The 19071-nt window shown below is 42.9% G+C and carries 22 protein-coding genes; 21 read left to right on the top strand and 1 reads right to left on the bottom strand.

Annotated elements, in window-relative coordinates:
• The first annotated feature begins 71 nt into the window (after positions 1-71).
• The 7 genes from D8872_RS01880 (at position 72) to D8872_RS01850 (ending at position 5565) form a co-directional block, all read left to right on the top strand.
• Positions 72-515 carry a dUTP diphosphatase gene (locus tag D8872_RS01880; protein ID WP_125389748.1) on the top strand — a complete coding sequence of 148 codons (444 nt, stop codon included), beginning with the start codon at positions 72-74 and terminating at the stop codon, positions 513-515.
• Between the two features lies 1 nt (position 516).
• Complete coding sequence (locus D8872_RS01875) at positions 517-1032, top strand: histidine phosphatase family protein (RefSeq protein WP_125389747.1); 516 nt, start codon at positions 517-519, stop codon at positions 1030-1032.
• A gap of 10 nt (positions 1033-1042) precedes the next feature.
• Entirely contained in the window at positions 1043-2410 is a 1368-nt protein-coding gene (gene radA / locus D8872_RS01870) for a DNA repair protein RadA (RefSeq protein WP_125389746.1), read from the top strand.
• Positions 2411-2483: 73 nt separating this feature from the next.
• Positions 2484-3179 carry a TIGR00266 family protein gene (locus tag D8872_RS01865; RefSeq protein ID WP_005591607.1) on the top strand — a complete coding sequence of 232 codons (696 nt, stop codon included), beginning with the start codon at positions 2484-2486 and terminating at the stop codon, positions 3177-3179.
• A 167-nt stretch (positions 3180-3346) separates the two neighbouring features.
• Entirely contained in the window at positions 3347-3841 is a 495-nt protein-coding gene (locus D8872_RS01860; RefSeq protein ID WP_125389745.1) for a beta-class carbonic anhydrase, read from the top strand.
• A gap of 102 nt (positions 3842-3943) precedes the next feature.
• On the top strand, positions 3944-4810 hold the full coding sequence (locus tag D8872_RS01855) for an ABC transporter permease (RefSeq protein WP_062004373.1): 867 nt from the start codon (positions 3944-3946) through the stop codon (positions 4808-4810).
• Positions 4807-5565, top strand: coding sequence for an ABC transporter ATP-binding protein (locus tag D8872_RS01850; protein ID WP_125389744.1), 759 nt, complete (start codon positions 4807-4809; stop codon positions 5563-5565). Before D8872_RS01855 ends, D8872_RS01850 begins: the two co-directional genes overlap by 4 nt.
• Before the next feature lie 164 nt (positions 5566-5729).
• On the opposite strand, the gene D8872_RS01845 is transcribed toward D8872_RS01850, so the two are convergent.
• Entirely contained in the window at positions 5730-7211 is a 1482-nt protein-coding gene (locus D8872_RS01845) for an AcpB/EbpR/MafR family transcriptional regulator (protein ID WP_125389743.1), read from the bottom strand.
• A 291-nt stretch (positions 7212-7502) separates the two neighbouring features.
• On the opposite strand from D8872_RS01845, the gene D8872_RS01840 reads away from it, so the two are divergent.
• From D8872_RS01840 to D8872_RS01775, 14 genes are all read left to right on the top strand, one after another.
• Positions 7503-7742: a GlsB/YeaQ/YmgE family stress response membrane protein gene (locus tag D8872_RS01840; RefSeq protein WP_015605856.1), complete on the top strand. Its 240-nt coding sequence runs from the start codon at positions 7503-7505 to the stop codon at positions 7740-7742.
• Positions 7743-7787: 45 nt separating this feature from the next.
• Positions 7788-8354: an alkaline shock response membrane anchor protein AmaP gene (gene amaP / locus D8872_RS01835; RefSeq protein ID WP_125389742.1), complete on the top strand. Its 567-nt coding sequence runs from the start codon at positions 7788-7790 to the stop codon at positions 8352-8354.
• Positions 8355-8366: 12 nt separating this feature from the next.
• Positions 8367-8540, top strand: coding sequence for a DUF2273 domain-containing protein (locus D8872_RS01830; protein WP_005591614.1), 174 nt, complete (start codon positions 8367-8369; stop codon positions 8538-8540).
• Positions 8541-8553: 13 nt separating this feature from the next.
• On the top strand, positions 8554-9153 hold the full coding sequence (locus D8872_RS01825) for an Asp23/Gls24 family envelope stress response protein (RefSeq protein ID WP_005591615.1): 600 nt from the start codon (positions 8554-8556) through the stop codon (positions 9151-9153).
• Between the two features lie 34 nt (positions 9154-9187).
• Positions 9188-9394, top strand: coding sequence for a CsbD family protein (locus D8872_RS01820; RefSeq protein WP_005591616.1), 207 nt, complete (start codon positions 9188-9190; stop codon positions 9392-9394).
• Positions 9395-10123: 729 nt separating this feature from the next.
• The gene (locus D8872_RS01815; protein WP_125389741.1) at positions 10124-11161 is read left to right on the top strand and encodes a zinc-binding dehydrogenase; all 1038 of its coding nucleotides are present in this window, start codon (positions 10124-10126) and stop codon (positions 11159-11161) included.
• A 466-nt stretch (positions 11162-11627) separates the two neighbouring features.
• A complete protein-coding gene (locus D8872_RS01810; RefSeq protein ID WP_125389740.1) occupies positions 11628-13295 on the top strand; it encodes a ribonuclease J in 1668 nt (555 codons plus the stop codon).
• A 159-nt stretch (positions 13296-13454) separates the two neighbouring features.
• Positions 13455-14234, top strand: coding sequence for an alpha/beta hydrolase (locus tag D8872_RS01805; RefSeq protein ID WP_125379002.1), 780 nt, complete (start codon positions 13455-13457; stop codon positions 14232-14234).
• A 111-nt stretch (positions 14235-14345) separates the two neighbouring features.
• Positions 14346-15803, top strand: a complete 1458-nt coding sequence (gene gltX / locus D8872_RS01800) for a glutamate--tRNA ligase (RefSeq protein ID WP_125389739.1) — start codon at positions 14346-14348, stop codon at positions 15801-15803.
• A 97-nt stretch (positions 15804-15900) separates the two neighbouring features.
• Positions 15901-16086 (top strand): hypothetical protein, encoded by a 186-nt coding sequence (locus D8872_RS10975; RefSeq protein ID WP_260471660.1) that lies wholly within the window; start codon positions 15901-15903, stop codon positions 16084-16086.
• 21 nt (positions 16087-16107) lie between these two features.
• Positions 16108-16542, top strand: coding sequence for a DUF6287 domain-containing protein (locus D8872_RS10970; RefSeq protein ID WP_514132999.1), 435 nt, complete (start codon positions 16108-16110; stop codon positions 16540-16542).
• Positions 16543-16870: 328 nt separating this feature from the next.
• Positions 16871-17230, top strand: a complete 360-nt coding sequence (gene rnpA / locus D8872_RS01785) for a ribonuclease P protein component (protein WP_005591639.1) — start codon at positions 16871-16873, stop codon at positions 17228-17230.
• Positions 17214-18029, top strand: a complete 816-nt coding sequence (locus D8872_RS01780; RefSeq protein WP_005592102.1) for a YidC/Oxa1 family membrane protein insertase — start codon at positions 17214-17216, stop codon at positions 18027-18029. Before rnpA ends, D8872_RS01780 begins: the two co-directional genes overlap by 17 nt.
• An 18-nt stretch (positions 18030-18047) precedes the next feature.
• Positions 18048-19058: a Jag family protein gene (locus tag D8872_RS01775; protein ID WP_125389738.1), complete on the top strand. Its 1011-nt coding sequence runs from the start codon at positions 18048-18050 to the stop codon at positions 19056-19058.
• Positions 19059-19071 lie beyond the last annotated feature (13 nt).

Below are 19071 nucleotides of genomic sequence, written 5' to 3'. Positions count from 1 at the left end.
TCAGCGGTTCTTTTGCTTGTTTTTTGCGAATTTAGTATAATAGGGACAGCAAAAATAGAAAAGAGAACTGTATGAAAATTCGTGGATTCGAGCTGGTTTCCAGCTTTCCAAATGAAGATTTGCTGCCCAAGAGAGAGACGGCTCACGCAGCGGGCTATGACTTGAAAGTAGCAGAGCGCACCATCATTGCGCCAGGGGAGATTAAGCTGGTTCCGACTGGTGTCAAGGCCTATATGCAGCCGGGCGAGGTGCTTTATCTTTACGACCGCTCGTCCAATCCTCGTAAAAAAGGCCTGGTTTTGATTAACTCCGTTGGGGTTATTGACGGCGACTACTACGGCAATCCTGAAAATGAAGGCCATATCTTTGCTCAGATGCAAAATATCACAGACCAAGAGGTTGTACTGGAAGTGGGTGACCGCATTGTGCAAGCTGTCTTTGCACCATTTTTGATTGCGGATGGGGATGTAGCCGACGGCGTGCGGACTGGCGGCTTTGGATCGACGGGGCATTGAGATGAAAGTGATTTTTGTGCGCCATGGTGAGCCTGATTACCATGAGTTAGAGGAGCGTTCTTATACTGGCTTTGGTCTGGATTTGGCGCCTTTATGTGAGCAGGGAAGACGGCAGGCTCAGGAACTTTGCCAGCATCCTTTACTGCGTTCAGCTGATTTGCTGGTGTCTTCTGCAATGACGCGAGCTTTAGAAACGGCATCTTATGTGGCTTGTGCCACTGGCCTTCCTTTGAGAGTGGAGCCTTTGCTACACGAATGGCAGGTTTATCAAACGGGAAGAGGGAACTTTGAAAAAGCTCGAAGCCTGTTTTTAGAAAATAATGGTGCCTTGCTCCCCAGTAGTCCTATTCAGTATGAGACGGCTGAGGAGATGAAGGCTCGTTTTGTAGACTGTATGGCAAAGTATCGAGATTACCAGACAGTAGTCCTTGTAGCCCATCGCATGCTGATCCGTCAGTTTGTGCCAAATGAGCAAATTGATTTTTGCCAAGTGATTGAGTGTGAGATAGAAATATAGAAAGAGGTTTATCATCGCTAAGAAAAAGACGACCTTTGTCTGTCAAAATTGTGAATACCATTCGCCCAAATACCTAGGCCGCTGTCCCAACTGCGGCTCTTGGTCTTCTTTTGTTGAGGAAGTAGAGGCTGCGGAAGTCAAGCATGCCCGAGTTTCCTTGACAGGTGAAAAGACTCGGCCAATGAAGCTGGCTGAGGTCACTTCGATTGATGTCAATCGGACCAAGACGGAAATGGACGAGTTCAATCGTGTGTTGGGTGGTGGCGTAGTGCCTGGCAGTTTGGTCCTGATTGGCGGGGATCCCGGCATCGGGAAGTCTACCTTGCTTCTGCAGGTGTCCACTCAGCTTTCTCATCAGGGCACCGTCCTTTATGTCAGTGGGGAGGAATCAGCTGAGCAGATTAAGCTGCGGGCGGAGCGCCTCGGTGATATTGACAGTGAATTTTATCTCTACGCCGAGACCAATATGCAAAACATCCGCACGGAGATTGAGAAAATCAAGCCAGATTTTCTGATTATCGACTCTATACAGACGGTGATGTCGCCGGAAATTTCCAGTGTTCAAGGCTCTGTCTCTCAGGTCCGAGAGGTGACAGCTGAGCTCATGCAGCTGGCCAAGACCAATAATATCGCGACCTTTATCGTTGGTCACATGACCAAGGAAGGAACCTTGGCCGGCCCTCGAACGCTAGAGCACATGGTGGACACCGTGCTTTATTTTGAGGGCGAACGTCAGCACACGTTCCGTATTTTGCGGGCAGTTAAAAATCGCTTTGGTTCAACCAATGAAATCGGCATTTTTGAAATGCAGTCTGGTGGGCTAGTTGAGGTTATCAACCCCAGCCAAGTCTTTCTGGAAGAGTGTTTGGATGGTGCGACAGGCTCATCCATCGTCGTGACCATGGAAGGAACGCGGCCGATTTTAGCTGAGGTGCAGGCCTTGGTGACACCGACCATGTTCGGCAATGCCAAGCGGACCACGACTGGACTGGACTTTAACCGAGCCAGCCTCATTATGGCGGTTCTAGAAAAACGGGCGGGGCTCCTCCTGCAAAATCAAGATGCCTACCTCAAGTCAGCTGGAGGTGTCAAACTAGATGAGCCAGCGATTGATTTGGCGGTGGCGGTAGCCATTGCTTCCAGTTACAAGGATCTGCCGACCAACCCCCAAGAGTGCTTTATCGGTGAAATTGGCCTGACTGGTGAAATCCGCCGGGTCAATCGTATCGAGCAGCGCATCAACGAAGCAGCAAAGCTGGGCTTCACCAAAGTCTACGCTCCTAAAAACTCTCTGAACGGCCTCAAGGTGCCAGACAATATCCAAGTCATCGGTGTGACAACAATTGGGGAAGTCTTGAAAAAAGTCTTTGCTGGATGATTTTCTTTGTTTTAGATTGCAAAAATATTTTATTATTGCTATAATTTTCTTAAAAAACAAGGAGGGAACTCTTATGCAATTTTCCATGGATAGCAACATGCAATTTCCACTCGTTGACCTCTACCTCAATCAAGGAGAGACGGTCTTTATCCAGCGTGGCAGTATGGTCTATCACACCCCTAATGTGACCTTGAACACTCAGCTCAATGCTAACGGTTCAGGTTTGGGACGCTTTGTCAAGGCAGTCGGCCGTTCTATGGTGTCTGGTGAAAGTACCTTCATTACCCAAGCTGTTGCCCAGTCCGATAACGGTTTCCTAGCTTTAGCACCAGAAGTTCCCGGCCAAGTTATTCCTCTCTATCTGGGAGAAAAGCAGTACCGGCTCAATGACGGTGCCTTTCTGGCTCTGGACGGTACAGCTTACTATACCATGGAGCGCCAATCTGTTGGCAAGGCGATATTTGGCGGTCAAGGTGGCCTCTTCGTCATGACGACTCAAGGTCAGGGCACTCTCTTGGCCAATGCCTACGGATCGATTAGGAAAATTGAACTAAATAACCAAGAAGTAACCATTGACAATGCTCATGTCGTAGCTTGGAGTCAGTCCTTGGATTATAATATCCATCTGGAAAATGGTTTCTGGCAGTCGATCGGAACGGGAGAAGGAGTTGTCAACACCTTCCGAGGCACTGGGGAAATCTATGTTCAAAGTCTCAATCTTCAAAGCTTTGCGGGCTCACTCAGCCGCTATATCGCAAAAGGTTCATAGAAAGGTGTGGATGAATTTCCGCATCTTTTTTAAAATTTCATTTCATTTGTTCATAAAAAACGGACATTTTTGCTTTATCTAGATCTGAAAACTGACAAAATACCCAAAAGATGATAAGATGGTAGGAAATGGTTTGACTATCAAATAAATTCTAGTAAGGGGAAAGAATGTCCTATTTTGAAAATTTTATGAAGGCCAACCAAGCCTATGTGGACCTGCATGGAACCTCCCACCTGCCGATTAAACCCAAGACCAAGGTGGCAATCGTGACCTGCATGGACTCTAGGCTCCACGTGGCTCAGGCTCTGGGCTTGGCGCTGGGAGATGCTCATATCTTGCGCAATGCTGGCGGTCGAGTGACGGAGGACATGATTCGCTCGCTGGTTATTTCGCAGCAGCAGCTGGGCACGCGGGAAATCGTAGTCCTGCACCATACGGATTGTGGAGCACAGACTTTCAAAAATGAAGAATTTACTGCTTTTCTCAATCAAGAGCTAGGCGTTGATGTCAACGGTCAGGATTTTCTTCCATTTACAGATGTGGAGGAAAGTGTGCGGGAAGACGTGGAGCTTCTCCGCCAATCCCCCCTAATCCCAGATGATGTAGAGATCTCAGGAGCAGTGTATGACGTTGCTACAGGGCGAATGACCGTCGTTCAGTAATTAGCTAGGAAAGCCAATTTATCTGTCGGTATTTCGGCATTGAAATTGGCTGCTTTTTTGTGTTAAAATAGAATACGATTTTAATTTAGTTAGGACAATAAGATGATTCTTTCCATTATTTCACAAGGTCTGGTCTGGGCCATTTTAGGTTTGGGGATTTTCATGACTTTTCGGATTTTAAATTTTCCAGATATGACGACTGAGGGCTCCTTCCCTCTAGGTGGGGCGGTAGCTGTCACCTTGATTACCAAGGGGGTTAACCCTTTCTTGGCAACGGCAGCTGCGGTATTGGCGGGCTGTCTGGCAGGTTTGGCGACTGGGCTTCTCTATACCAAGGGCAAGATTCCGACCCTGCTGTCAGGGATTTTGGTCATGACCTCTTGCCATTCCATCATGCTCATGATCATGGGGCGGGCTAATCTAGGTTTGCTGGGAACTCGACAGATTCAGGACTTTTTGCCCTTCTCTGGGGAAATCAATAATCTCCTGACAGGCTTAATTTTTGTCAGTCTGGTTATTGTCGCTCTGCTCTTTTTCCTAGATACCAAGCTGGGGCAGGCTTACATCGCAACTGGGGATAATCCTGATATGGCGCGTAGTTTCGGTATCAATACTGGCCGCATGGAATTGATGGGCATGATCTTGTCTAATGGCGTCATTGCCTTGTCTGGTGCTCTGATTGCCCAGCAGGAAGGCTATGCGGATGTGTCCCGCGGGATTGGGGTTATCGTCGTCGGCTTGGCCAGTCTGATTATCGGAGAAGTGCTTTTTAGGGGTCTGACCTTGGCTGAACGCCTGATTACCATTGTGGTTGGTGCCATTGCCTACCAGTTTCTGATTTGGGGCGTCATTGCTCTTGGCTTCAACACGAGCTATCTCCGTCTCTACAGTGCGGTTATCTTGGCGATCTGCCTCATGATTCCAACCTTGAAAAATACATTCTTTAAAGGAGCTAAGTTAAGCAAATGACAGCGATTGTAGAATTAAAAAATGCCAGCAAGCGGGTCAATAACGGCTTTGATGAAGAAAAGGTCATCCTAAACGATGTGTCGCTGGAGATTCATGAGCATGATTTTATCACGATTTTGGGTGGTAATGGAGCAGGGAAGTCAACTCTTTTTAATGTGATTGCCGGCACGCTCTCTCTGAGCAGCGGTAGCATTCACATCCTGGGCGAAAATGTGACCAACTTTTCACCTGAAAAGAGAGCCAAATATCTGTCGCGGGTCTTTCAAGATCCCAAGATGGGAACGGCTCCTCGGATGACAGTGGCGGAAAACCTGCTGATTGCCAAGTTTCGTGGCGAATCGCGCGGTCTAGTCCCTCGTCGGCTGAATAGCTATCGGCAGGAGTTTCAGGAGACCATTGATAAGATTGGCAATGGTCTGGAAAAACATCTGGATACGCCGATTGAGTTTCTCTCTGGTGGTCAGAGACAGGCTTTGAGTCTGCTCATGGCGACCCTCAAGCGTCCGGAACTGCTTCTTTTGGACGAGCATACAGCAGCACTGGATCCCAAGACTAGTGTGGCTCTCATGGAGTTGACTGACGACTTTGTCCGCAGAGACCAGCTGACGGCCCTCATGATTACCCATCACATGGAGGATGCTCTCAAATACGGCAACCGGCTGATTGTCATGAAGGAAGGGCAAATCATCCAAGACCTCAAGCAGGAAGAAAAAGCCAAGATGACCATAGCGGACTATTATGGCTTGTTTGAATAGGCTTGCCCATTTTTTTGGAATGCTAAAAAATGAATAAGCAGTAAATAATTATTAAACGGATATATCTCTGTCTTCACAGGGGTGTATCCGTTTTTCAAAAATTTGCTCAGATAAATGAATAAAAACCGCTAGATTGCGGTTTTTTGTTATCAAAATAGTCTAAATCACTCATCTAAGCGAATAAACATCATCGCGTTAAGCAGGGAGATGAGCGCGACTGTATTAATATTATTGGAATAGATCAGTCTCTTGTTCTCAATGGGTGGAATAATAAAATTAGAAATGATGATATCGTAAGGTGATTCTTTTAAAGAATCGATTGATAATTCTAATTTATTCCAAACTTCAAGTTCAAAATTATTACTGCAATAATAAGAAAGTGTCTCTGCTACTGATTTTGCATGATACTGATCAAAATTACTCATGACTAAAACCTTTAATTTAGGCTGATTTTGTAAAAGATTCAGCACTAAATGTTTGCTGTGAGTGATAAAGGTATAGGATAGATGGTTGACTTTCATTGGTGTGCTATGGATATCCAAAGTCTCTAGGTAATGTTCAATCCCTTTTTTAATATCTGAAACAAATTGAGGGAAAATATTTTGAAAGTTCTTGATTGTATTTCCTTTTTGATCAAACAGAATAAACTCTGTAGATAGTTCCTGACGGTGCAGATGTGCTGTATTATGCAAATGCCAAATAAGATTATCATTATTGTCAATTTTAAGATTATATTTGCTTTCTATCTGAACAATTAAATCACTTAATAATTGATACGAATTTTTTACATAACTATCTGTTTTTGCGCAGCTCATAAATAGATTTTCATCAATGAAAAACATTTTTTGAAAATAGGAGACAAATAGTTGACCGATCACTTCTTTATTCAAAGAGATATGATATTCAGAATCAAAGCTCGCTACAATGTCTTCAATTCCTTCTGCTTGCATGAAGGATTCTAACAATTGATTGTTAAAAGAATTTTTCTCAACTTCCAAGAAATGGCCAAACTTGATTCGATATAAATTCGTAACGAGGAGCAATTTTAACATTCGTTGAGTTGCGAAATTGACAGGAAATGCAGTTTCTTTGTAGACCAGTGCTAACAGCTTACACAAAGGTTCTACTGAAAAATCTGTAAAGGGCCATTCAAGAAAATAATATTTTTCCGAAAAATATTGTGCAAAAAAATAACGGATATCAATCTCATCTCCAATGATTCGAGCAGGATTGAGACTAATTTTAAAATTATATTGTTTTTTTATGATTTTGTTAATATGACTGATTATACGATAGAGTGAGGAAGAGCTTATATAAAAATCTTTACAAATATTCTCAGTTTCATATCCTTCGTTAAAGAAGATGAATTCTAAAATTGAAAAATGAGTTGAATGCTTAAAGAAATGATGATAGACCATCTCAATATCACTATCATCAGTATTAATGATACGTATGCCATTAGTGGACGAGTGAAAAATCAATTGAGGAAAAGAGGACTTAACATGGGATAAATCATCTTTTACTGAACGTTCTGTACAATTTAATAGTTCAGCCAGTTCAGAAATATGAAACCAGCGTTTGTTTTTAAATAGTAGTTCTAATAGTTCTAATTGCCTGTGACTCTTTTTAGACAGTAATTCTCGCATTAAAATATTATCTTTCTTTATATAGTGTTTTTATTATCAGGAAATTATACCATATTTTTATACATTTAATCTCGTTTAATAACTCTGAAATATATCTAAAAATGCTTGTAAAAGCCTGTAGAACAAGGAATTCTTATCTTTTTGTATCTATAGTACAGATAAACGGTAAGAAAACCAAGCTGAATTATTATGTTTCCAATTTGGAAAATTATATAATTATATTAATCAAAAAATAATATAAAAATATTATTAAGACATTTTGATTCAGAAAAATTAGAAAGGAGAATCACTATGTTGTGGTCAATTATTATCGGTGGGCTTATTGGTCTGGTTGCTGGATCAATAACAAAAAAAGGCGGTTCTATGGGAATTGTCGCCAACGTTGTTGCAGGTTTAGTTGGTTCAGCTGTTGGTCAGTCTCTTTTAGGAACTTGGGGACCTAGTTTGGCTGGCATGGCTTTGATTCCTTCTATCATCGGCGCAGTTATTGTAGTTGCAGTTGTATCGTTTTTTGTAGGAAAGAAAGCATAGAATTGCTTTTTGTACAAATATAATTTAATGATGAAAGGATTCAATATGTCAAAATCAAGAAAAATACTTTCCCTTATTTTCTGTATTTTAATCTTGACGATTTTGATTCCTGTTTTACTAGATTTTCATAAAGTTAGCGGTTTAGGCCTCCAGTTATTCACTTGGAAAAAGATTCCGTTTGTAGGGTACTATCTATCTAGATATGTTTTCTGGGGGACACTGGTTTTAGCAAGCTTAATATTGTTGCTGATGTTAGTGATACTTTTTTATCCTAAGAGACGTTTGGAAATTCAGTTAGCTGATGCGGATGGTAAACTAATGCTGAAAAATTCAGCGATAGAAGGATTTGTTCGTAGTCTGGTGACAGACCATGATTTTATTAAAGATCCTACAGTTTCCGTAAATAGCCGGAAAAACAAATGTCTGGTTTCTGTTAAAGGAGCAATTGTTCCGTCAGAAAACATCATCAAAAGAAGTCAGTTGATTCAGGATGAAATTGCTACTGGATTAACAGAATTCTTCGGTCTCAATCATGATGTCAAGCTTGAAATCTCTGTATCAGATTTCAAACCAAAATCGCAGGCTAAAAAAAATACTAGTCGTGTAAAGTAAGGAAGTACCAAAATGGAATGGTTTAAAAAATATCAATATCTAATCCTATCTGGATTAGCGGGCGGTGTTCTAGCCTGCTTTATCCTATCCTTTGGCTTCTTTAAGACACTATTTGTCTTGATTTGCGCTGCCATAGGAGCAGGAATCGGATATTATATACAACAAAAAAATATATTAAATAAATAATAAGGAGTTTCTTATGTCAAATACAAATAAAGATTTTAAAGATGTTGCTAAAAAAGAAGTTGCGCAAGCAACTCATGAAGTAAAAGGTGAATTGACTTACGAAGATAAAGTCATTCAAAAAATCATTGGTCTCTCTTTAGAGAAAGTTTCAGGTTTGCTAGCTGTTGATGGTGGCTTCTTCTCTAATTTAGCAGATAAATTGATTAACACTGATAACGTAACGAATGGTGTTAATGTTGAAGTTGGGAAAGAACAAGTGGCTGTTGACTTGAACGTAGTAGTGGAATATCAAAAGAATGTTCCTGCCTTGTACAAGGAAATTAAAGATGTTGTTGTGGCGGAAGTTTCTAAGATGACTGATTTGGAAGTTGTTGAAGTAAATGTCAATGTTGTTGATATTAAAACGAAAGAACAACATGAAGCTGACTCAGTTAGCCTTCAAGATCGAGTGACAGATGTTGCTGAATCAACAGGAGAATTTGCTTCAGAGCAATTCGAAAAAGCAAAATCTGGTCTTAGCGGTGGTTTTTCAGCCGTTCAAGAAAAAGTTGGTGAAGGTGTAGAAGCTGTTAAAGATGCTGCTTCATCAAGTGAAAAAGCTCGCGTACATTAATTAGAAACAAAAAGAAATAAAGGAGGACATAGTTATGTCAACAGAAGAAAAATTCAACCAAGCTAAAGGCGCTGTCAAAGAAGGTGTTGGGAAAGTAATCGGTGACGAAAAACTTGAAAAAGAAGGAGCAGCTGAAAAAGTTGTTTCTAAAGTCAAAGAAGTTGCTGAAGATGCAAAAGATGCAGTTGAAGGCGCTATTGAAGGTGTTAAAAACATGCTTCATAAAGACGACGAGAAATAAGGTTATGCTATATTATATATAGTAGCTGATAGAAATCAACTACAGTCTAAAGGAGGCCTCATTTTAGGGTCTCCTTTACTTTTTTCTGTTCATTCTTTTTAGTTAAATTTTTCCAAACTTCATAGCGTAAACGCTTGCAATATTTTGGTAGGAGGAGTATAATATAAGTAAAGATAGGGAAAGGAAAAACTTAATTTCGCATTCGATTTGCTTTGCTGATATATTTATTTGTAACATATAAGTCGTTGCTTTACTGGACTATTGGTTAAATCATTGGGTAGGCCTGCTTAGCCTATCTGATTATGACAGTGGGATAGAAAGTAGAAGCTTTTAGATGGTTTTCAGTCTTCGAGATGTTAACCGATAGTTGCTTTGTGATCAATATTTCTAATGCTAAGATAAAAGAAAATCATTAGCGCTTAAAGGAATTAAAAATTTAATAATCAACAATTATTGTTAGTCAGTTCCAAATGGAATAAACTGATTGCTCCCATATCAGCAAGGTGAATCAGACCTCTAGCCGAGTCACGCTAGAGGTCATTTTGATGGATTCAGCGGGTGTTGCTGGAGTCTGCCCTCAGCTAGTGAGGACTAAGAAAGCAGCTTTTAAAAAGCGATGAGGTAGGGCTTGCTGGGAAAGAAAATTGTCACGCAACTCTTTTACCTTCCCTTAGGCTAGGTCTCTGAAAAGTGATATAATATAGTTAGCAAAACACAAGGAGAAAAGCAATGAAATCAGCAGTTTATCTCAAGGTTGGTCAAGTTGGACTAGTAGAAATGGATCATCCACAAATTCTAGATCCAGATGATGCCATTATCCGCATTGTTCGGACCTGTGTCTGTGGCTCTGATCTATGGCGCTATCGCAGTCCAGATATCGAAAAGGGACATCCAAATAGCGGTCACGAGGCGATCGGTATTGTCGAGGAAGTCGGTGAAGCAGTAACGACTGTGAAAGCAGGTGATTTTGTCATTGCTCCCTTTACTCATGGATGTGGGGACTGTGATGCCTGCCGTGCAGGATATGACGGGACTTGTGACCGCCATATTGGCAATAACTGGTCAGATGGGGTGCAAGCGGAATATATTCGCTTCGAGTATGCCAACTGGGCTTTGGTGAAAATTCCGGGTCAGCCGTCAGATTATTCAGAAGGGATGCTTAAGTCCTTCTTGTCGCTGGCCGATGTCATGCCAACAGGCTACCATGCAGCGCGTGTGGCGGATGTTAAACCAGGCGACAAGGTAGTTGTCATTGGGGATGGCGCTGTTGGACAATGTGCTGTTATCGCGGCTAAGATGCGGGGAGCTTCCCAAATCGTCCTCATGAGCCGTCACGAAGACCGACAAAAGATGGCGCTTGAATCAGGAGCAACAGAAGTGGTTGCTGAACGTGGCGAAGAAGGCATTGCTAAGGTGCGCGAACTCCTCGGTGGCGGAGCCGACGCTGCGCTTGAATGTGTCGGAACAGAAGCGGCTGTTGACCAAGCCCTTGGTGTCCTCCATAATGGTGGTCGATTAGGTTTTGTTGGTGTTCCCCACTATAATAATCGTGCCCTTGGTTCCACCTTTGCACAAAACATCACAGTGGCAGGTGGTGCAGCCTCTGTCACCACCTACGACAAGCAAGTCTTGCTGAAAGCAGTTCTTGATGGGGACATTAATCCGGGACGTGTCTTCACTTCAAGTTATAAACTTGAAGAGATTGACCAAGCCTATAAAGATATGGACGAACGGAAGACCATTAAAGCCATGATTGTGATTGACTAAGGTTTGTCAAGATTATTATGTTAGGGGATGTTAAAGGCACTCAAAGGAATTTGAAATTCTGAGAGATCAGTAAAAGGATTTGCAAGGACTAGGTCAGGATTTTCAGTCTTCCACAAATTATAGAAGAAAGAGTGGCTTTTTAGGAAGTCGAAAAGGAGGCGTTGCTAGCGTCTTCTTTTTTTGCTATAGTGGAGCTAGAGAAGAGATTGACTAGAGCGTAGCTGCACTTTTAATCAGGAAGGAAGAAGTGGCCAGAAACTTGCTGTATCAAATACCTATTTTTAGATTTCTAGCTTGCTCTATGAGTTTCCTTTGTTTTGAAAAAAACGTGAAAAAATGCTATAATGACTAAGATGTGCAAACTTTGTTTGCAAAACTGTAATTCGACTTGGCTTGCCAAGGACCGTTAGTAATAAAATCAAGGAATCTTTGATACATGAGATTCTAAAATCGAATAGGAGTAAAAATGAGTAAAAGCACGATTAAGCTGATTACTTTGGGTGGCGTTCGTGAGAATGGGAAAAATCTCTATGTCGCCGAAGTGGATGATTCCATTTTTGTATTGGATGCTGGGCTCAAGTACCCAGAAAATGAGCAGTTGGGAGTAGATGTAGTCATTCCCAACATGGATTATTTGTTTGAAAATAAAGACCGAATTGCGGGTGTCTTTCTGACTCACGGTCATGCGGATGCCATCGGTGCACTGCCCTATCTTTTGGCAGAAGCTAAGGTACCAGTCTTTGGTTCGGAATTGACGATTGAGCTAGCTAAGCTCTTTGTCAAAAACAATGATGTTGTTAAGAAGTTCAATGATTTTCATGTTATCGATGAAAATACAGAAATTGAATTTGGCGAAACGGTTGTCTCTTTCTTCCGGACGACGCACTCGATTCCAGAGAGCTTGGGAATCGTTGTCAAGACGCGTGAAGGCAATATTGTTTATACAGGAGATTTCAAGTTTGACCAATCTGCCAGCGAATCTTATGCGACAGATTTCGGCCGTTTGGCTGAGATCGGCCGTGAGGGCGTTTTAGCTTTGCTGAGTGATTCAGCCAACGCTGACAGCACTGTGCAAGTGGCTAGTGAAAGCGAGGTTGGCCGTGAGATTACGGACACGATTTCGGATTGGGATGGGCGTGTCATCGTGGCAGCGGTTGCCAGCAACTTGTCTCGGATCCAACAGGTTTTTGAAGCTGCGGCAGAAACAGGTCGTCGTGTCGTTTTGACAGGCTTTGATATTGAAAATATCGTCCGTACGGCTATCCGCCTCAAGAAATTATCCTTGGCGGATGAGCGCCTTTTGATCAAACCTAAGGAAATGTCTAAGTTTGAGGACCACGAGCTGATTATCTTGGAGACGGGTCGGATGGGCGAGCCTATTAATGGTCTACGCAAGATGTCCATTGGTCGTCACCGCTATGTAGAAATTAAAGACGGGGACTTGGTTTATATCGTTACAACGCCATCTATTGCCAAGGAAGCAGTCGTAGCGCGTGTGGAAAATATGATTTACCAAGCTGGTGGCGTGGTTAAGCTGATTACTCAAAACTTGCGTGTATCTGGCCATGCCAATGCGCGTGACTTGCAGCTCATGCTCAACTTATTGCAACCCAAGTACCTCTTCCCGATTCAGGGAGAATACCGTGGGCTGGATGCCCATGCTAAGGCAGCCATGGAAGTCGGGATTTTACCAGAAAATATCTTGATACCGAAGCGTGGTAGCGTCATGTCCTACGAAAATGGCGACTTTGTGCCAGCTGGAGCAGTGTCAGCAGGCGATGTCATGATTGATGGAAATGCCATCGGTGATGTGGGCAATATCGTCCTGCGTGATCGTAAGGTTCTCTCTGAAGACGGTATCTTTATCGTGGCACTTACAGTCAATCGCAAGGAAAAGAAAATCATTTCCAAAGCCAAGGTTCATACTCGTGGATTTGTCTATGTTAAGAAGAGCCGTGATATCTTGCGGGAGAGCACTGACTTGATCAATAAGACAGTGGAAGACTATCTGGCTCAGGATAACTTTGACTGGGGTGAGCTTAAGGGAACCGTCCGTGATAGTTTGGCCAAGTTCCTCTTCGAGCAAACCAAACGCCGGCCGGCTATTCTTCCGGTTGTCATGGAAGTTCGCTAGATTATTCGTGGGAACAGCTTTCCCAGTATTTTGCAGAGAGAAAGTCGAATATCGGCTTTTTCTTATCTTTTGGCGGTCGCAGAACAGGATTTGATTTCAGAGAGTGGCTAGCGGTGACGCCTAGCTAAGAACAGTAGTTTTTACAAGAGGAGAAAAAAGATGGCAGTGATGCAGATAGAATATTATTCAGAAGCCTTGGAGATGGAGTGGGGAGTCAATGTCCTTTATCCAGATGCGTCGCGCGTGGACGAACCAGATGATCCGGATATTCCTGTCTTGTATCTGCTTCATGGTATGAACGGTAATCACAATAGCTGGCTCAAGCGCTCAAATATCGAACGTCTGGTTCGCTCTACTAACTTGATTGTTGTGATGCCAAATACCAACAATGGCTGGTACACCGATACCCAGTATGGCTATCCTTACTATGAAGCTATCGCTGAGGAGCTGCCACGGGTGCTCAAACGCTTTTTCCCCAATATGTCTGATAAGCGGGAGAAAAACTTTATTGCTGGCTTGTCCATGGGTGGCTATGGATCTTTTATGCTGGCGCTTAAGACTAATCGTTTTTCTTATGCAGCTAGTTTGTCTGGGGCACTCAGCTTTCACAATCAGCATCCAGATGATACTGACCTAGCCAAGCCGGCATACTGGCGTGGTATTTTTGGTGATTTGGAGGACTGGACCAGCAGCCCTTATTCGCTGGAAACTTTGGCCAAGCAGTCGGATGGAAAAACCAAGTTTTGGGCTTGGTGCGGCGAGGAGGATTTCCTCTATGCGGCCAATAACCATGCCGTGGAAAATTTGAAAAAACTAGGACTGGATATTAGCTACAGCCACAGTCCTGGTAAGCACGAATGGTACTACTGGGAAAAGCAATTGGAGAAGGTTTTAGCTTGGCTGCCGATTGATTTTGTCCTCGAAGAAAGACTGTCTTAAAAAATCATACGATTCAGCAGATTCTGGGTCGAGAATGTGATATAATAATAACGTTTGAATACGAAAGCAGGGGCAAGACACTCCTGCTATTCCCAAATAGGAGATCGAAAATTGACAAAAGATATTCGAGTGCGTTATGCACCAAGTCCAACAGGACTTTTACACATCGGAAATGCGCGTACGGCGCTCTTTAACTACCTTTACGCACGCCATCATGGTGGAACTTTTATCATCCGTATTGAAGATACAGACCGCAAACGCCATGTCGAAGATGGGGAGCGTTCACAGCTTGAAAACCTTCGTTGGTTGGGTATGGACTGGGATGAAAGTCCAGAAACTCATGAAAACTACCGCCAATCAGAGCGTTTGGAATTGTATCAGAAATACATCGACCAACTACTAGCTAAAGGCAAGGCTTACAAATCTTACGTTACAGAAGAAGAATTGGCTGCTGAGCGCGAGCGCCAAGAAGCGGCTGGTGAAACACCTCGCTACATCAACGAATACCTTGGCATGAGCGAAGATGAAAAAGCAGCTTACATCGCAGAACGCGAAGCAGCAGGCATCATTCCAACGGTTCGTCTGGCTGTCAATGAAGCTGGTATCTACAAGTGGACGGACATGGTCAAGGGCGACATCGAGTTTGAAGGTGGCAATATTGGTGGTGACTGGGTGATCCAAAAGAAAGATGGTTACCCAACTTACAACTTTGCCGTTGTCATCGATGATCACGACATGCAAATTTCCCATGTTATTCGTGGAGACGACCACATTGCCAACACTCCAAAACAGCTTATGGTTTATGAAGCGCTTGGTTGGGAAGCGCCAGAGTTCGGTCACATGACCCTGATTATCAACTCTGAAACGGGTAAAAAGTTGTCTAAACGCGACACTAACACTCTCCAGTTTATCGAGGATTACCGCAAGAAAGGCTACCTGCCAGAAGCAGTCTTTAACTTTATCGCTCTTCTCGGTTGGAATCCTGGTGGGGAAGACGAAATCTTCTCTCGTGAAGAACTCATCAAACTCTTTGATGAAAATCGCCTCAGCAAATCTCCAGCGGCCTTTGACCAGAAAAAAATGGACTGGATGAGCAATGAGTACATCAAGAATGCGGATTTTGAGACAATCTTTGAAATGGCAAAACCATTCTTGGAGGAAGCAGGACGCTTGACCGACAAGGCTGAAAAAATGGTAGAACTCTACAAACCACAAATGAAGTCAGTAGATGAGATTGTGCCATTGACAGACCTCTTCTTCTCAGACTTCCCAGAGTTGACGGAAGCTGAGAAAGAAGTGATGGCTGGTGAAACTGTTCCTGTGGTGCTGGAAGCCTTCAAAGCAAAACTGGAAGCTATGACAGATGAAGAATTTGTGACAGAAAACATCTTCCCACAAATCAAAGCAGTCCAAAAAGAAACAGGTATCAAGGGTAAAAACCTCTTTATGCCAATCCGTATCGCTGTTTCTGGCGAAATGCACGGTCCAGAATTGCCAGATACCATCTATCTATTAGGCCGCGAAAAATCCATCCAGCATATCGACAATATATTGAAAAAAATTCAATAAAATAAACCAGCTTTCGAGCTGGTTTTTGCTTTCTAAAAAGCTGTATTTATGTTACAATAATGTTACAAGAACAGGAAAATATTGCGAGGTGCTAAAGATGAAAAAATGGATGATTCTCTTGGCTGGAACTCTGGTAGCATCATCTATGTTAGTGGCCTGCGGTCAAAAGAAAGACCAGCCGACTTCGCCTTCTAGTAGTTCCAAAGTTAGCTCGACCTCGACCAGCTCAGCTTCTTCCAAAAAGTCTGAGACGAGCAAAAGTTCGACAGAGCTGTCTACTTAAACAAGTAGTTCGGACACTTCTATCTCTAGCAGTCAGGAGCCTTCGGAGCCAGCAACTAAGGAGTCTTCTGCTAAGTCAGAAAGCAAGGGGGAAAGAGAGCCTGCCGCTACCTCTAGTTTAGATATGCAGGCCATTGCTTCTGGGGACTTTTCTAGCATGGCTGGTACTTGGCGGGATGCCAATGGCGTCACTTATACCTTTGATGCCAAGGGACTTGTATCAGATGTTGCCAAGTTGGAGCTGGTTTACGCTGGTCTGGATGAAAATGGAATGTATCGTACAAATATTCGTTGGCATAATCTTACAGGTGCTGCCTTGTCTATTATTCCAGCGGAGAAAAAGTTGCCAGCAGGAGAGACTGTTAGCGGACAGGATCCGACTGATAGTAGTCGAGATCGCTTCATCATTGCCCAAGGCATCTCAGAGCACCCAGACGTTTTTTACCGTGTAAAATGAGAGTGGGACAGAAATCGGTAATTCGTTAGAATTCGATTTCGTCGTCCCACCTCTGCACAGTTGAGTAGGGCTGTAAAAGCTGATGAAATCAGCGTAGTAGAGCCCACTCAACCACTGCGTCTTGCTCGACAATCCAAATACAATTGAGAGGCTAGGACTTTTGTCCCAGACTCTTTTTTGGAGCTGAGCGGCCGGTTTCTTCTCTCCAAACTACTTCTTTCATTCGGTAAAACTATTCAAAAAGAGGGCTCGTCTTGCACCTAGCCCTTATTGGCTTTTTAGGAAAATATGGTATAATAGAGTTAATTTTGGTGGATGGAGTTGAGTTTTGAGAAAAAACTATCGCGTCAAGAGCGAAAAAGATTTCAAGGCGATTTTTAAAGCTGGGCAGAATTTTGCCAATCGAAAGTTTGTCGTTTATAAATTAGAAAAAGAACAGCGCCATTTTCGAGTGGGGATTTCAGTCAGTAAAAAGCTGGGCAATGCAGTTGTCCGTAATAGTATCAAAAGAAAGATTCGTCATGTCTTGATTCAGCATCGGGCAGACTTGACCAAGGATGACTTTGTTGTTATTGCTCGTAAGGGAGTTGAAACTCTAGACTACCATCAAGTGGAACAAAATTTATTGCATGTCTTAAAAGTTGCAAGAATTTATCAGGAAGGATTTGTTTGTGAAAAAGAAGAGTAAGATAGGATTTCTTTTAGCGGCTTCGCTGCTTATTCTGACGGCTTGTGGCACCAGCGAAGTGACCGCTAATTCAAGTGATTTTTGGGAGAAATTAGTTTATTTCTTTGCGGAGATGATTCAATTCTTGTCCTTCAATGGAAGTACAGGAATCGGGATTATTCTTTTTACCTTGATTATTCGGACAGTCTTGTTGCCAGTCTTTCAATTTCAGACGACCTCATCCAGAAAGATGCAGGAAGTTCAGCCTCATATCAAGAAGCTTCAGGAAAAATATCCGGGCAAAGATATGGATAGTAGAGCAGCTTTGGCAGAGGAAACCAGCAAGCTTTATAAAGAAATGGGAGTCAATCCCTATGCTGCATTCCTTCCGCTCTTTATCCAAATGCCAGTGCTTGTAGCACTTTTTCAAGCTCTGACACGGGTTGAATTTTTGAAAACAGGTCACTTCCTCTGGCTTAATCTAGGAACAACAGATCCGACCTTTATCCTACCTATTCTCGCTGCTCTCTTTACTTTCTTTAGCACTTGGCTATCTAATAAGGCTTTGCCAGAGAAAAATGGTGGGACGGCAGTGATGACCTACCTAATGCCGGTATTGATTTTCTTCTTTGCGGTGTATGCAGCCAGCGGGGTCGCTCTTTACTGGACAGTTTCTAACGCTTATCAAGTCGGTCAGACCCTACTTTTGAGCAATCCTTTTAAGATTATTGCTGAACGTGAAGCAAAGGCAAAGGCAGAGCGCCAATTGGAAATGAAGAAAAAACGTGCCCTTCAAAAAGCACAGAAAAAGAAAAAGTAAAAAGGAGGACTCTTGCAGATGGTTATTTTTACAGGAGCAAGTGTTGAAGAAGCGATTCAAAATGGACTAAAAACGCTGGATATCCCACGAATGAGAGCACATATTACCGTTGTTTCGCGTGAAAAGCAAGGTTTTCTCGGTTTATTTGGTAAGAAGCCTGCGCAGGTAGATGTGGAACCGATTGCTGAAACGACTGTGGCCAAGGCCAACCAACAGGCGGTAAAAGGAGTTCCTGAGGAAATCAATGCACAAAACGAGCCGGTACAGAGTGTTAGTGAAGCAACAGTCGACTTAGGGCGAGTGGTGACGGCTATCAAGAAGGCCGAAGACGAAGGTGAAGCTGTTTCAGAAAAAATCAAGGCTGAAATTCTTAAAAACGATAAAGACGCCAGTACCATTCTGGAAGAAACAGGTGCAATTGATTTCTTAAAGACCAGTCAAGCGATTGATGAAGTACAAACTTTGAAAGACTCAGAGGAAGATAGCTCTTTAGCAGAAGTGGCAGCTAGTCAGCAAGAGACAGCTGAGTCGTCCTTCTTTGACTTGGGGATCCAGGTTGAGGATGATTGTAATATTGAAGAAGTTGTCGCAAGTGTGACCGCATATGTGCAAAAGATTGTGGATGAAATGGATGTTGAAGCGACTCTTTCTAGCAGCCACAATCGCCGAACGATTAATATGCAAATTGATACCAATGAGCCAGGGCGCGTGATTGGTTACCACGGTAAAGTCTTGAAAGCTTTGCAGCTGTTGGCTCAGAATTATCTTTATAATCAATATTCTAAGAGCTTCTACATTTCTATCAATGTAAATGACTATGTGGAGCATCGGGCAGAAGTTTTGCAAAGCTATGCGCAAAAATTGGCTCAGCGTGCTCTAGAAGACCGTCGCAGCCAGCATACGGATCCTATGTCTAATAGTGAACGTAAAATCATCCACCGGATTATCTCAAGAATTGATGGTGTGACTAGCTATTCAGAAGGCGATGAGCCTAACCGCTATGTTGTTGTAGATATTGATTCGGAATAAATCTTAACCAGCT

The organism is Streptococcus cristatus (genome assembly GCF_003943815.1).
GTDB classification, from domain to species: domain Bacteria; phylum Bacillota; class Bacilli; order Lactobacillales; family Streptococcaceae; genus Streptococcus; species Streptococcus cristatus_F.
The sequence above is the reverse complement of the archived record's forward strand: the minus strand, read 5'-3'. Positions and strand labels throughout refer to the sequence as shown.